This is a genomic window from Micrococcus antarcticus (assembly GCF_044872765.1).
Classification (GTDB): Bacteria; Actinomycetota; Actinomycetes; order Actinomycetales; family Micrococcaceae; genus Micrococcus.
Genome location: NZ_CP085253.1, coordinates 1,599,219 through 1,613,163, shown reverse-complemented (window position 1 = coordinate 1,613,163; position 13,945 = coordinate 1,599,219). Strand labels below are relative to the sequence as shown.

The 13,945-nt window shown below is 70.4% G+C and carries 10 protein-coding genes, 3 pseudogenes and 1 other annotated feature; of the genes and pseudogenes, 12 read left to right on the top strand and 1 reads right to left on the bottom strand.

The features are described 5' to 3' along the window. The first annotated feature begins 101 nt into the window (after positions 1 to 101). The 12 genes and pseudogenes from LG274_RS07540 to LG274_RS07485 all read left to right on the top strand — a co-directional run bounded on the left by LG274_RS07540 (position 102) and on the right by LG274_RS07485 (position 12,589). Positions 102 to 1,868: an ABC transporter ATP-binding protein gene (locus tag LG274_RS07540; RefSeq protein ID WP_404463710.1), complete on the top strand. Its 1,767-nt coding sequence runs from the start codon at positions 102 to 104 to the stop codon at positions 1,866 to 1,868. Beyond that, complete coding sequence (locus LG274_RS07535; RefSeq protein WP_404463708.1) at positions 1,865 to 3,853, top strand: ABC transporter ATP-binding protein; 1,989 nt, start codon at positions 1,865 to 1,867, stop codon at positions 3,851 to 3,853. The genes LG274_RS07540 and LG274_RS07535 overlap by 4 nt, the downstream gene beginning before the upstream one ends. Positions 3,854 to 4,264: 411 nt before the next feature. Next, positions 4,265 to 4,438, top strand: a pseudogene (locus LG274_RS07530) (transposase); the annotation flags it as partial. 39 nt (positions 4,439 to 4,477) lie between these two features. After that, positions 4,478 to 5,268, top strand: a pseudogene (locus LG274_RS07525) (IS3 family transposase); the annotation flags it as partial. Next, positions 4,537 to 4,668: a sequence feature (AL1L pseudoknot), on the top strand. Its footprint overlaps the pseudogene before it by 132 nt. 262 nt (positions 5,269 to 5,530) lie before the next feature. After that, a complete protein-coding gene (locus tag LG274_RS07520; RefSeq protein WP_371506737.1) occupies positions 5,531 to 6,601 on the top strand; it encodes an IS110 family transposase in 1,071 nt (356 codons plus the stop codon). After that, positions 6,585 to 6,833, top strand: a pseudogene (locus LG274_RS07515) (integrase core domain-containing protein); the annotation flags it as partial. The gene LG274_RS07520 and the pseudogene LG274_RS07515, both read left to right, overlap by 17 nt. A gap of 292 nt (positions 6,834 to 7,125) precedes the next feature. Then, complete coding sequence (locus LG274_RS07510) at positions 7,126 to 7,452, top strand: hypothetical protein (protein ID WP_135030880.1); 327 nt, start codon at positions 7,126 to 7,128, stop codon at positions 7,450 to 7,452. Between the two features lie 13 nt (positions 7,453 to 7,465). Further along, the gene (locus tag LG274_RS07505) at positions 7,466 to 8,194 is read left to right on the top strand and encodes a hypothetical protein (RefSeq protein ID WP_135030879.1); all 729 of its coding nucleotides are present in this window, start codon (positions 7,466 to 7,468) and stop codon (positions 8,192 to 8,194) included. Beyond that, on the top strand, positions 8,191 to 9,246 hold the full coding sequence (locus LG274_RS07500; protein ID WP_404463705.1) for a hypothetical protein: 1,056 nt from the start codon (positions 8,191 to 8,193) through the stop codon (positions 9,244 to 9,246). The genes LG274_RS07505 and LG274_RS07500 overlap by 4 nt, the downstream gene beginning before the upstream one ends. Then, complete coding sequence (locus tag LG274_RS07495) at positions 9,243 to 9,887, top strand: ABC transporter ATP-binding protein (RefSeq protein ID WP_404463703.1); 645 nt, start codon at positions 9,243 to 9,245, stop codon at positions 9,885 to 9,887. Before LG274_RS07500 ends, LG274_RS07495 begins: the two co-directional genes overlap by 4 nt. Before the next feature lie 16 nt (positions 9,888 to 9,903). Next, the gene (locus LG274_RS07490) at positions 9,904 to 10,998 is read left to right on the top strand and encodes a permease (protein ID WP_404463701.1); all 1,095 of its coding nucleotides are present in this window, start codon (positions 9,904 to 9,906) and stop codon (positions 10,996 to 10,998) included. Positions 10,999 to 11,071: 73 nt separating this feature from the next. Next, the gene (locus tag LG274_RS07485; RefSeq protein WP_404463699.1) at positions 11,072 to 12,589 is read left to right on the top strand and encodes a SulP family inorganic anion transporter; all 1,518 of its coding nucleotides are present in this window, start codon (positions 11,072 to 11,074) and stop codon (positions 12,587 to 12,589) included. 234 nt (positions 12,590 to 12,823) lie between these two features. Here the strand turns inward: LG274_RS07485 and LG274_RS07480 are convergent, their stop codons facing one another. Further along, positions 12,824 to 13,921 (bottom strand): metallophosphoesterase family protein, encoded by a 1,098-nt coding sequence (locus tag LG274_RS07480; protein WP_404463697.1) that lies wholly within the window; start codon positions 13,919 to 13,921, stop codon positions 12,824 to 12,826. Between the last annotated feature and the right edge of the window lie 24 nt (positions 13,922 to 13,945).

The following is a 13,945-nucleotide window of genomic DNA, read 5'->3' as shown; positions in this document are numbered from 1 at the left end:
CCCGCCGCCCGCGGCGCCTTCGTCAAGGCCTCACCAGGCGCGCCGCCGCCGCCACCCGATCCGCCCCGATCCGTCCCGCACCAGCCACCCCTAGGACCCCCATGCTCTGGACCCTCCTGCGCCGCCACGGCCGCCCGTACCTCGGGGCGATCCTCGCCGTGCTCGTGCTGCAGCTCGTCAGCACGCTGGCCATGCTCTACCTGCCCAGCCTCAACGCCCGCATCATCGACGAGGGCATCGCGAAGGGCGACACCGGCCGCATCTGGGGCATCGGGCTCGTCATGCTCGGCGTCGCGCTCGTGCAGGTCGTCGCGGCCATCTCCGCCGTCTGGTTCGGGGCGAAGGCCGCGATGGGCGTGGGCCGGGACCTGCGCCGCGCGATCTACACCCGCGTGGACGGCTTCTCCGCGGAGGAGCTGGGCCGCTTCGGCGCCGCCACGCTGATCACGCGCGGCACCAACGACGTCAACCAGGTCCAGATGCTCACGCTCATGGCCCTGAACTTCATGGTCGCGGTGCCGATCATGGCCATCGGCGGCATCGTCATGGCCATCCGCGAGGACGCCGGGCTCTCCTGGCTCGTGTGGGTCTCCGTGCCCGTGCTGCTCGTCATCGTGGCGTGGATCGTCAGCCGCCTCATGCCACTCTTCCAGCGCATGCAGGACAACATCGACGACGTCAACGGCGTCATGCGCGAGCAGGTCATGGGCATCCGCGTGGTCCGCGCCTTCGTGCGCGAGCGCCACGAGGCGCAGCGGTTCAGCGACGCCAACGCCGTCCTCACGGACACCTCCGTGCGCATCGGCCGGCTGTTCGTGCTGCTCGGCCCCGTGATCACGATGATCCTGCACCTGGCCACCGCCGCCGTGCTGTGGTTCGGCGGCCACCGCGTGGACCAGGACCTCGTGCAGATCGGCTCCCTCACCGCCTTCATGCAGTACCTGCTGCAGATCCTCATGGCGGTCATGATGGGCACCTTCATGATGATGATGCTCCCGCGCGCCGTGATCTCCGCCCGCCGCATCGGCGAGGTCCTGGACACGGTCCCGACCGTCGTCGAGCCCGCGAACCCCGTGACCCCGGCGCGCCGCGCCGGCGCGGTCGAGTTCCGCGACGTCACCTTCGCCTACCCCGGCGCCGAGGCCCCCGTGCTCGACGGCGTGAGCTTCGCCGTCGCCCCCGGCACCACGACGGCGATCATCGGCCCCACGGGCTCCGGCAAGTCCACGCTCATCAGCCTCGTCCCGCGCCTCTACGACGCGACGTCCGGGCAGGTCCTGGTCGACGGCGTCCCCGTCACCGACCTCGCTCGCGCCGAGCTGACCGACGCCGTCGCGCTCGTCCCGCAGCGGCCGTACCTGTTCTCGGGCACGGTCGCGGAGAACATGCGCTTCGGCGCCCCGGACGCCACGGACGAGGAGATCTGGGCCGCGCTGGAGACCGCGCAGGCCGCGGACTTCGTGCGGGCCCGCACCACCCCGGCGCCCGCCCCCGAGGAGGGCGAGGTGTCCGGCCTGGATTCGCGCATCTCCCAGGGCGGCACGGACGTCTCCGGCGGCCAGCGCCAGCGCCTCTCCATCGCGCGCGCGCTCGTGGCGACGCCGCGCGTCCTCGTCTTCGACGACTCCTTCTCCGCGCTCGACGTCACCACGGACGCGCGCCTGCGCGCCGCCCTGGACGACGCCGCCGCGGACACGACCCGCATCGTGGTCGCCCAGCGCGTGGCCACCATCACCGACGCGGACCAGATCATCGTGCTGGACGAGGGGCGCGTCGTCGGACGCGGCACCCACGCCGAGCTGCTGGCCTCGAACCGGACCTATCAGGAGATCGTGGACTCCCAGATCCGCGAGGAGGAGCTGGCATGAGCGCCGAACTGACCGACGCCGAGATCGCCGACATCCACGAGTCGGGCGCCACCGACGAATGGGGCGGCGGCCCCGGCCGCAAGGCGAAGGCGTTCTGGCCCTCGGCCAAGCGTCTCCTGGGCCTCTTCGGCGCCGAGCGCGCGGGCGTGGTGCTCGTGGCGCTGATGGTGCTGGTCGCCGTCGTGTTCAACGTGTGGGCGCCCCACGTGCTCGGCCAGGCCATGGACGTGATCTTCGGGGGCGTGGTCTCGAAGGACATGCCCGCCGGGGTGTCCCGCGAGCAGGTGATCGAGGGATTGCGCGCGCAGGGTCAGGGCCAGGCCGCGGACATGCTCTCCGGCATGGCGTTCACGCCCGGCGCGGGGATCGACTTCGCGGAGCTGGGGCGGCTGATCCTCATCGTCCTGGGCATGTACCTGGTGGCGCAGACCTTCATGTGGCTCCAGGGCCGTGTGCTCAATGACATCGTCATGCGCATCGTCTTCCGCCTCCGCGAGGAGATCGAGGCCAAGCTCAACCGCCTCCCGCTGAGCTACTTCGACACCCGCCAGCGCGGCGACCTGCTCTCCCGCACCACCAACGACGTGGACAACGTCCAGCAGGCCATGCAGCAGGCGTTCGCCACGCTCGTGTACTCGGTGCTGACCATCATCGGCATCGTCGGCATGATGTTCTGGCTCTCCTGGCAGCTGGCACTCATCGCGCTCATCGCGCTGCCGGTGGCCGGCGTCGTCGTCGGCGTGATCGGCAAGAAGTCCCAGGCGCTGTTCACCGCGCAGTGGCGCGAGACGGGTCAGCTCAACGGCCACATCGAGGAGTCCTTCACGGGCCACGAGCTGGTCACCGTCTTCGGCCGCCAGGCGGACATGGCCGAGCGCTTCGACGAGCGCAACGACGCCCTCTACGAGTCCGCGTTCAAGGCGCAGTTCTTCTCCGGGATGATCATGCCGATCATGCAGTGGGTGAACTGGCTGGGGTACGTGGGCATCGCCGTCGTGGGCGGCCTGCGCGTGGCCAGCGGCCAGATGACCCTGGGCGCCGTGACCGCGTTCATCCAGTACTCGCGCGAGTTCAACCAGCCGCTGGGGCAGGTGGCGGGCATGTCCAACATGCTCATCTCCGGCGTCGCCTCGGCGGAGCGCATCTTCGAGCTGCTGGACGAGGACGAGGAGAACCGCGACGCGGCCCCCGCGCACCTGCCGCAGCCGGTGCGCGGGCGGGTGGAGTTCGAGCACGTGCGGTTCTCCTACTCGGAGGCCAAGCCCCTCATCACGGACCTCAACCTGGTGGCGGAGCCGGGCCAGACGGTCGCCATCGTCGGCCCGACCGGCGCCGGCAAGACCACCCTGGTCAACCTGCTCATGCGCTTCTACGAGGTCGACGGCGGCCGCATCCTGGTGGACGGTGTCGACACCCGCACCGTGAGCCGGGAGGAGCTGCGCTCCCACACGGGAATGGTGCTCCAGGACGCCGTGCTCTTCGGCGGGACCATCCGGGAGAACATCCGCTACGGCCGGCAGGACGCCACGGACGAGGAGGTCGTCGCCGCGGCGCGGGCCACGTTCGTGGACCGCTTCGTGCACACCTTGCCCGAGGGCTACGACACCGTCATCGAGCAGGACGCCTCCAACGTGTCCGCGGGCGAGCGCCAGCTCATCACCATCGCCCGCGCGTTCCTGGCGCAGCCCTCGCTGCTGATCCTGGACGAGGCGACCTCCTCCGTGGACACCCGCACCGAGGTGCTGGTCCAGGGCGCAATGGCGGCGCTGCGCTCGGACCGGACGAGCTTCGTGATCGCCCACCGCCTCAGCACCATCCGCGACGCCGACGTGATCCTCGTGATGGAGCACGGCGACATCGTGGAGCAGGGCAACCACGCCGAGCTCCTCGCGGCCAGGGGCGCCTACCACCGGCTCTACATGAGCCAGTTCAAGGGCGGGGAGGACGACGGCGGCGGTGCGGCCTCGGGAGAAGACGCCCGGTGATGACTGCAGCGAGCGTGAAGGGACTCGGGACGGCCTGAGGAGGATCGTCATGGGACAGAGGGCTTCTGGTCATGAGCGGGCCTGACATCACAGGGAGACGTGGCCGGGGTCTGGCAGTCGGGCTTGCGCTCACTGTCGATCTCGCCGCGTGCGGGGATGAAGGCGGATCCGCAGGACAGGACGTCGCTGACTGCGCAGGCGCGACAGCGCCGGAGGAATGGAGTCCATCTCGGTGGACGCCGCCAGTCGCGATTCAACCGGTCCTGACGGCGGAGGCCGAGAAGGAAGCGGCCTACCGCTCCGCTCTCGAACGGCGGGCCCAGACGCTCCGCATCACGGATCCTCCTCGCGTGCAGCGGAGAGTGAAGCGCCCTGGGTTTCGTTCCGATCCCAACGAAGGAGAATCGGAACATGCCCAAGAAGTTCAGCCCCGAGCTGCGTGAGCGCGCGGTCAGGATGGTCCTGGAACGCCAAGCCACGCAAGGAGGGCCCCGTTCGCATTCCATCCGGGCGGTAGCCCCGCAGCTCGATGTCAGCGAAGAGACCTTGCGGATGTGGTGCCAACGCCACGGCCACGAAATAGCTCAGGCACCCGTCTCAGAGACCCCTGCGGAGGAGATCCGCAGGCTCAAACGCGAGCTGGCCGAGGCGCGGCGCGCGAACGAGATCCTCAAGGCCGCCTCGGCTTTTTTCGCAGCGGAGCTCGACCGCCCCACGACGAGATGATCGCGTTCATCGACGAACACCGCGATCAGTTCGGGGTCGAGGCCATCTGCCGCACCCTTCGTGCGACGGAATGTGGGTTCATCACCTCGACGTGAGCTACCGCGCCGCGAAGACACGACCGGCCTCCGCGCGGGCCCTGCGAGACGTCCTGCTGCTCGAGGAACTCCGCCGGATTCACATGGAGAACTACAGCGTCTACGGCGTCCGCAAGATGCACCATGCGATGGCCCGCGCCGGGTGGGAGATCGGCCGGGACCAGGTCGCCCGTCTCATGCGTACCGCCGGCCTGCAGGGAATCCGCCGTGGCCGCAAGCCGATCACGACCCGCCCTGCAGGAGAGACAGACGCCCGCCCTGATCTCGTGGAACGTTGCTTCACCGCCGAGCGGCCGAACCAGCTGTGGGTCGCTGACATCACCTACGTCAGGATCCTGGGCGGGTTCTGCTACGTCGCGTTCATCACCGACGTCTACTCCCGGCGCATCGTGGGATGGGCTGTCTCGGGCAGCCTTCACACCGTGGGGCTGCCGCTGCTGGCCTTGGAGCGCGCGCTGCTGAGCACTGGCGCCAGCCGTGGCCGCCAGGGCCTGGTGCACCACTCGGATCGCGGTAGTCAGCTTGGCCTGCTCGGATGCGCTCATCACCGCCGGGGTGAGCGCCTCAGTGGGCACCGTGGGCGACTCTTACGACTGTCAGTCTCTGAGGGCCGGATTCCGCGAGGATGAGGAAGTCCTGGCCGTGGTGCTCTGACCCATCTCTACGATTGACCCACATGGTGTCTTAGCGTTGATCTGTCGGGCCCGCGGCCGGGCACGTACGACCACTGCCGCCGGTCCGGGCGTGACCTGATAGGAGCCTGGAGCATTTTCGTGACCGTGTCCCCGTGACAGTCCTGTCCGCCCACCGGCGTCGGTGCCGCCCCCGCACCCGTAGCCGAAGGACAGCCTCGTATATGAGCCAGATCGCCCCCACCCGTTCCGGTCACGTCGTGATCGGCGTGGACACCCACAAGCACATCCACGTGGCCGCCGTCATGGACTCGATCGGTGGGATTCTCGCGACCGGCACGATCGCCACCGACCGTGCCGGTTACCAGCAGCTTCTGGAATGGGCCGCGGACTACGGCACCATCATCGCGTTCGGCATCGAGGGCACAGGCTCCTACGGGGCTGGTCTGGCCTCGTACATCCGTCGCCAGGGGCACAAGGTCGTGGAAGTCTCGCGCCCAGACCGACGCCTGCGTCGGTTGAACGGGAAGTCCGACACCTTGGACGCTGAGAACGCGGCCCGCGCAGTCCTCGCGGGTTTCGCCACCGCCACGCCCAAGAGCGCCGACGGGAGCGTGGAAATGATCCGTCAGCTCAAAGTCGCTCACGACACTGCGGTCAAAGACCGCTCTGCAGCGATGATCACGTTGAAGGCGATGCTCGTGCACGCCGAAGAAAATCTACGCAAGGTACTGCAGGGGAAGACGCAGAAGATGATCGCCCGCCACTGCGCTTCCCTGCGCCCCCGCGCGCTGAGCACGCCGGAGGAGGCCAATCGTCATGTGCTCCGGTCGCTGGCCAGGCGGTGGCTGTCGTTAAACGAGGAGATCCTCGAGCTCGAGGCCATGATCAAGGGGCTCGTGATCGCGCGTGCGCCGCACCTGCTCGACCAGTTCGGGATCGGCGTGGACACGGCAGCGGAGATCCTCATCGTGGCCGGGGACAATCCCGAACGGATCAAGAGCGAGGCAGCATTCGCCAAGCTCGCCGGCATCAGCCCCGTGCCTACAGGCTCAGGGATGACCAGCGGAAAACATCGGATCAATCATGGCGGTCACCGTCAGCTGAACGCAGCCATCTACAGGACAGTCATCGTGCGGATGCGCTTCCATGAGCCCACGATCGCCTACGTGGCACGACGCACCGCGGAGGGCAAGTCCAAGCGAGACATCATTCGCTGCCTCAAGAGGTACGTGATCCGCGAGGTCTACCACCTCGTGAAGACCAACCCTCGCACCGGTCAGATCGCGAGTTGACAACTATAGGAGCATCAACGCCCTGGCCGAGAGCGTGAACGGGCTCTACAAGGCCGAGCTCATCCACGCCAAGCGGATCTGGGAGTCCGTCGAGGCGGTCGAGCTGGCCACCATGGGGTGGGTGCACTGGTGGAACACCACCCGCCTCCACGAGGCCCTGGACTACCTCACCCCCGCGGAGGTCGAGGCGGCCTACACTCACGACCAGGACTCAGCGCCCGTTGCGTCTTGACCTCGGAACGAAACCCAGGGCACTTCAACGCCGAGATCATGGAGGCCTGCCCCGAGGTGCCCTCTGACTCCGTCCTCTACGGGTTCGACGGATGAACCGCCCCGTCCGCTGGGCCACCTCACCCCGCGCCCTTTGTTACGAGCGCGCGGCGGAACGGCCGTGCCGGGGCGCATTCCGGTGCAAGGTCAAACGTGGGTGTGTGAAGCATCTGAGAAAACTCTTGACGCTGAGCGGGCCACGCCATAGCGTGTGACGCACCTCACAAGGGGCTTTAGATCGGAGGAGGAACATCATGGGTGTGAAGCAGTGGGCCAGCAGGGTAGGCGCTGGCGTGGCTGTCGCTGGATTGCTGGCGGTCTCTGGAGCGGCGCCAGCGCAAGCGTTGTCAGAGACTGGCAGGAAGGACTGCAGTGCCGGAGGCGGGTATGTCGGCCTGCAGGTGGAGCAGCAGCGGTATACGGACACGATGTATTACAACGTCGGCGGAAAGACCACCAAGAAGCCTGGGCTATACAAATATGGATGGGATTCCGGACTCCGCATGACGCAGACCTGGACGGGGTCATCGACCTCGCTTCTGCTGTCGGGCACCTACGGCTACTGCTATTACCCCTACTGAGGTTGAGCCCAAGATGAAGACGAAGTTCGCAGCGGTCACCGCCGCGGCGGTGACCGCTGTTCTGACTCTGTCTGGATGTGCGACCACTGCTCCGTCCACGAGCGCCGCGGCGACCGGTTCCCCTACAGAGAAGGTGTGGGATCCCGAGACCTGGACGCCCACCGAGAAGATCGAGCGGCGGATGACCGAGGCTGACGAGCGGGAGCGCTGGTATGAGTCACAGCTCGCACGAAACGCCGCCTTCTTGGGCATCAGCAACCCCCCGGCCGTCACCCGTCGCGGGTGGGCCACCTCCAGGCAAGAGCAGGCGAGATGGTCCGCGCAGTGCATGACCGAGCGAGGGGTTCCCGCCACGTACAACGAGGTTATGGTGGGGGTGACGTATGACACTCCGCCGCCCTCGCAGGAGGCGGCCGTGAAACTGGTCTCATGGACCTGCGATGCCCTGTTCCCCATCGATCCGAGCCTGGACCAGGAGTTCTCTGACGCTCAGTTGCGCCTGCTCTACGACTATTGGGACCAGTACGCCATCCCGTGTCTTGAGGACCATGGCATCACCGTGGACACATCCCAGCGGCCCTCGAAGGAAACATGGCTGGCGGCCTTCAACACGCCGGAGCGGATCAGCTGGTGGCCCGTGCAAGACTCCATCATGGGCCTCACGGACGCGCGCTCCGCCGAGGTCTCGGAAGCCTGTCCGGTTCAGCCCCCGGACTCGATGCTCTTCGGATACTCCGAATGAGCAAGGTCACCCGCTGGGCCGCTCTCGTCCTCACGCTCGTGCTCGTCGCCGCCCTCGCCTTCTGGGCCGGCCGGGCCACGCTCACCCCTCCGGCCCAGGCCGATCAGCGTCCGTCCGAGGACGCCGTCGTCACCGTCGCCGAGCAGGAGCTCGGCCGCGTCATCACCCTCGGCGTGTCCGTGGCCCGCGAGCAGGCGCCGGCCGCCGTGAACGCGCTGTCCGGCGTCGTCACCCGGGCCGGGGAGTCCGGTGAGGTGGCCGCCGGGGACGTGCTGTACGCCGTCGCGCAGCAGCCCGTGATCGCCGTGCAGGGCGAGCTGCCCCAGTGGCGGGCGCTCGACGAGGGCGCCACCGGCAGCGATGTCGCCGCGTTCCAGCGAATGCTCGCCGCCACGGGGGCGAAGGTGGAGGTCACCGGCACCTGGGACGAGGCCACCGCTGTCGCCTGGAACGGCTGGCTCACCGAGCGCGACTACCCGGCCGCGGGCACCGTGGAGCTGGGCCAGCTCGTGGTGCTGGAATCACTCCCCGCCGCACTCAGCGTGGACGCGAAGGCAACGGCCGTCGGCGGCGCGCTCGCGGGAGGCGAGACCATCGTCGCCCGCCCCGGCGACGAGCCCACGTTCGCCATCGAGGTCAACCAGGACCAGGCCGCCATGATCCCGGCCGGCACCGCGGTGACCGTGCCCCACGGCGAGCACGAGTGGGAAGCCGTGGCCGGCGAGTCCACCGCGGACGACCAAGGGCTGATCCGCATCCCCCTGACCGCCCCCGACGGCGGCGCGGTGTGCGGCGCGGACTGCGACTCCCTGCCCGCCGAGGCCTCCACCTCCCTGCTCTCGAAGGTCAACGTGGTCCCGCCCGTCACCGGGCCCGTGGTCCCCGTGTCCGCGCTGCGCACCCAGCCTGACGGCGCCGCGAGGGTCACCGTGGTTCGCGACGGCGTCCAGGAGGAGCGCACCGTCACCGTCCGCGGCTCCGCGGACGGACTGGCCGTGGTGGACGGCGTGGACGCCGGGGAGACCGTGCGCGTGCTGAACGGCGCCCCGTGAACGCGGAGCTCTCCGTGGCGGACCTGCGCTTCGCGTACACGCGCGGCGCGGAGGAGCTGTTCGACGGCCTGACCCACCGCTTCACCCCTGGCGCCGTCACCGCGCTCACCGGCCCGTCCGGACGCGGCAAGTCCACGCTGCTGTACGTGCTGGGGCTTATGCTCACGCCCTCGGCGGGCGTGGTGCGCCTGGGCGACGTCGACGCCTCCGCCCTCCCGGACCGGCGCCGGGCGCGGCTGCGGGCCACGTCCGTGGGGTTCGTGTTCCAGGACGCCGAGCTGGACCCGTCCCGGCCCATCCTGGACTCGGTGGTGGAGCCCGGCCTCTACGCCGGCCTGTCCCGTCGCGAGCTCGAAGGCCGGGCCAGGATCCTGCTGGAGCGCTTCGGCCTGGGACACCGGGCCGAGCACCGGCCGGGCCAGGTCTCGGGCGGCCAGGCCCAGCGCGTGGCGGTGTGCCGGGCGCTCGTGAACACTCCCGCGGTGGTGCTGGCCGATGAGCCCACGGGCAACCTGGATCCGGACAACGCCTCCCTCGTGCTCGACGCACTGGCCGAGACGGCCGCCGAGGGGCGCACCGTGGTGGTGGCCACGCACGACCCGGCCGTCGTCGCCCGTGCGGACGAGGTGGTGCGACTGTGAACCCGGAGGCCCGCCCGTGAACCTGAGGACCCTGCTGCGCGAGGCCCTCACCGCCGCGCGCACCTCGCCCGTGCCCTCCGCTCTCGTGCTGCTGGTGGTGGCCGCCATGTGCTTCGCCGCCGTCGCCACGGTGGGCCGTCAGGCCGCCACGGAGGCCGCCGTCGCCGCGGAGCTCTCCGGGCCCGCGGCGCGCGTGCTCACCGTCACGGACTCGGGCGGCACCGGCTTCCTCACCGGCGCCACCGTCACCACCCTCGCCGGTCTCGACGCCGCCGAGGCCGCCCTGGCCCGCGACATGCCCGTGGACACGGTGAACGCCGCGATCGGTGCGGGCGGGACGCGCGTGGCGGTGACCCACGTGGTGGGCACCGTCGACCGCGGCGTCGAGCTCACGCGCGGCCGCCTGCCGGGCCCCGGGGAGGTGGTGGTGCCCGAGGCGAAGCTGGCCGAGCTGGGCCTGGCCCAGCCCTCCGGGGCGCTCGAGTCCGGAGACGGACGTCAGTGGGCCGTGGTGGGCGCGTTCGAGGCGCGCACGCCGTTCGAGGACCTCGACGGGTACGCGCTCGCCGTGCCCGCCGCCCCGGCCTCCCTCGTGGTCCAGCAGGTCCGCGTCCTGGCCCCGGACACCGCCGGCACCCGCGCCATGCAGGACTCCGCCCTGGCCGTGATCGACCCCGACCCTCGCTCCTCGCAGGTGCAGACCGCGCGGGCGCTGGCCGCCGGGAACGAGACGATCACCGGGGAGCTGGCCGGACTGGGCCGATCCCTGCTGCTGCTCATCCTCGGGGCGGGCGCCTTCTTCGTGGCGATCGTGGTGCTCGCCGACGTGCTCATCCGTCGCCGCGACCTCGGCCGCCGCCGCACCCTGGGCATCGGCCGCGCGGACCTCGTGCTGCTCGTGGCGGTCCGCACCGCCGCGCCGGCGGTGCTCGGGGCGGTGGTGGGTGCGGGGACGGGCTACGCCGTCGTCGTGGGGCAGGGCGGGGCGCTGGGGCTGGACTTCGTGGCGGGGGTGGCCGTGCTCGCCGCGCTCACCGCCGTGGTGGCGAGCCTGCTCCCGGCGGCCTTCGCCGCGTTCCGGGACCCCGTGCGGGTGATGCGCACCGCATGAGGCCCGTCGGGTGGCCTCAACGCGCGCCCTGGTCACCCGCATCACCCCCAGCGACCACCGCTACCCTCGACGCATGCCCTCCTCCGCCTCCGTGGCCACGCCCGACCGCGCGCCCACGCCCCTGGAACGCCAGTCCGTCCTGCGCACGCTCCGCACCCCGCGCTGGCTGCGCACCGAGGTCCTCGCGGGCCTCGTGGTGGCGCTGGCGCTCATACCGGAGGCCATCGCGTTCTCGGTGATCGCGGGGGTGGACCCGCGCGTGGGGCTGTTCGCCTCGTTCACGATGGCCGTGACCATCGCGATCGTGGGCGGGCGCCCGGCCATGGTCTCGGCGGCCACGGGCGCGGTGGCGCTCGTCGTCGCGCCGCTCTCCCGGTCGCACGACGTGGACCACCTGATCGCCGCCGTCATCCTGGGCGGGGCGCTGCAGATCCTGCTGGGCGTGTTCGGGGTGGCCCGGCTCATGCGGTTCGTGCCGCGCTCGGTGATGGTCGGCTTCGTGAACGCGCTGGCCATCCTGGTGCTCACGTCCCAGCTGCCCGAGCTGATCGGCGTGCCGTGGCTGGTCTACCCGCTCGCGGCGCTCTCGCTGGCGGTGGTGCTCGCCCTGCCCCGCCTCACGACCGCGGTGCCGTCCACGCTCGTGGCGATCGTCGTCGTGACCGTGCTGGCGGTGGCCGCCGCCCTGGACGTGCCCCGCGTGGGCGACCGCGGCGCCCTGCCCGACGCCCCGCCGGTGTTCGCGCCCCCGCACGTGCCCCTCACGTGGGAGACCCTCCAGGCGATCCTGCCCTTCGCCGTCGGGGTGGCGTTCGTGGGGCTGCTGGAGTCCCTGCTCACGGCCAAGCTCGTGGACGACATCACGGACACCCCCTCGGACAAGTCCCGCGAATCCTGGGGTCAGGGCGTGGCCAACGTGGTCTCGGGGCTGTTCGGCGGCATGGGCGGCTGCGCCGTGGTGGGCCAGACCATGATGAACGTCAAGGCCAACGGCGCCCGCACGCGCCTGTCCACGTTCCTCGCGGGCGTCTTCCTGCTGCTGCTCGTGGTGGTGCTCGGCGACGTCGTGGCGCAGATCCCCATGGCCGCGCTCGTGGGCGTGATGATCTTCGTGGCCGCCTCCGCCTTCGACTGGCACTCGGTGCGCCCCTCCACGCTGCGGGCCATGCCCCGCTCGGAGACGGCGGTCATGCTCGTCACCGTCATCGCGACCGTGGCCACCCACAACCTCGCGGTCGGCGTGGGTGTGGGCGTGCTCACCGCGCTCGTGCTCTTCGCGCAGCGCGTCTCGCGGCTCGTCACGGTGGAGCGGGAGCTCGACGACGACGGCGGCACCGCCGTCTACCGCGTGCGGGGTGCGCTGTTCTTCGCCTCCTCGGACGACCTGTACTCGCAGTTCCAGTACGCGCTCGACCCCGCGCGGGTGGTGGTGGACCTGAGCGAGGCCCACGTGTGGGACGCCTCCACGGTGGCGGCCCTCGACGCGGTGCAGACCAAGTACGCGCGGCACGGGGTGCAGGTGAAGGTGCGGGGGCTGAACCAGGCCAGCGCCGACATGCACGGCCGGCTGACGGGCCGCCTCGGGGCGTGAGCGGGGGGGCTGGCTCGGCCCCGCTCGGGTCGGCTCGGGCTGGCTCGGTCCCGCTCGGGTTTTTGGGCGTGTCTTGCCGACAGACACGCCCATAACTCGATTCTGGGCGGGATGTTCGCCCAGAATCCTGAGGGCTGTAGGGGAAAATCGCCCAGAACAGCCGGTGCGGACGTGGACGAGGCGAGGCCCCGCCGTCGTGGTTCTGACGGCGGGGCCTCACTCACGCTCCAGACCTCAGAAGGTGTAGGGCACGCGCTCCCAGGTGAGCAGCTCCTGTGCGGCGTTCTTGCCCTTGCCGGCGCTGTTCGGGGCCACGGTGAAGCGGGTCCACTCGTTGGAGGTGGCGTCGCCCTCGACGGTCACGCGCTGCAGGTTCTCGACGGCGCCCACGCCGTAGGCGTCGACCCAGGGGGAGCCGGCGGCGAGGGGCTCGTCGGCGTTGTAGCGGTGGGAGTCGCCGTTGATCAGGTAGACCGGGCCGTCGAAGGCGCGGGCCTGCTCGGCGATGGCGCCGACGATCGGGCGGAACGCGGCCACGTCCGTCTCGGTGATGCCGGCGGCGGCGAGGCGGGGCTCGAACATGTCCGCCTGGGTGAAGATCACGACGCCGCGGGCGTTCGTGCGGCGGGCGTCGTCGAACGCCTCGCTGACCTGGGCGATGTTCGCGGCGTCGCGGTGGGCGACCTCGGCGAGCTGCTCGGGGGTGGGGACGGTCAGGCCGAGACCGGCCCACGGGTCGGTGGAGTTGTGGGAGCCCTGCACGTCGATGGCGACGAACTCCACGCGCTGCTCGCGGAAGCGCTGGTTCTCCGGCAGGCCCAGCTCGTCCTGGGAGTCCACCTTCATGGGGACGCCGAGGGTGCGGTCGGCGACGGGGAAGAAGATGTCCCGGACGGAGTCGAGGCGCTCGAGCGGGTTGTAGGCGCCGTTGTTGGGGCGGTGGCAGTCCACCCAGTCGTTGTCGCCGGGGGTGAAGACCAGCGGGAGGGTCAGGCGGTCGAACTCGCCGCGGATCATCTGGAAGTACTCGTCCGAGCAGACGGCGGAGCCGGCCTTCACGTCGCCCACGTGGGCGAGGAACTCGAGCTCGTCGCTCTGGGCGGAGAGCTTGTCGATCATGGCGGGGAAGCGGTCGACCTGGGCCTGGCCGTAGGGGACGTCGCCGATGACGCCGAATTCGAAGGCGTGCTTGGCGGTGGCGGTGGCGGAGTGGGCGGGCTTGCCGGTTCCGGTTCCGGTGCCGTGGTCAGAGGCGGCCTGGGCGGGGGCGGCTGCGCCGGAGGCGAGGCTCACGGCGGCGAGCAGGGCGAGCGTGCGGTGCGAAGTGCGCATGGGGGTGCTCCTGGATCCGGTGGC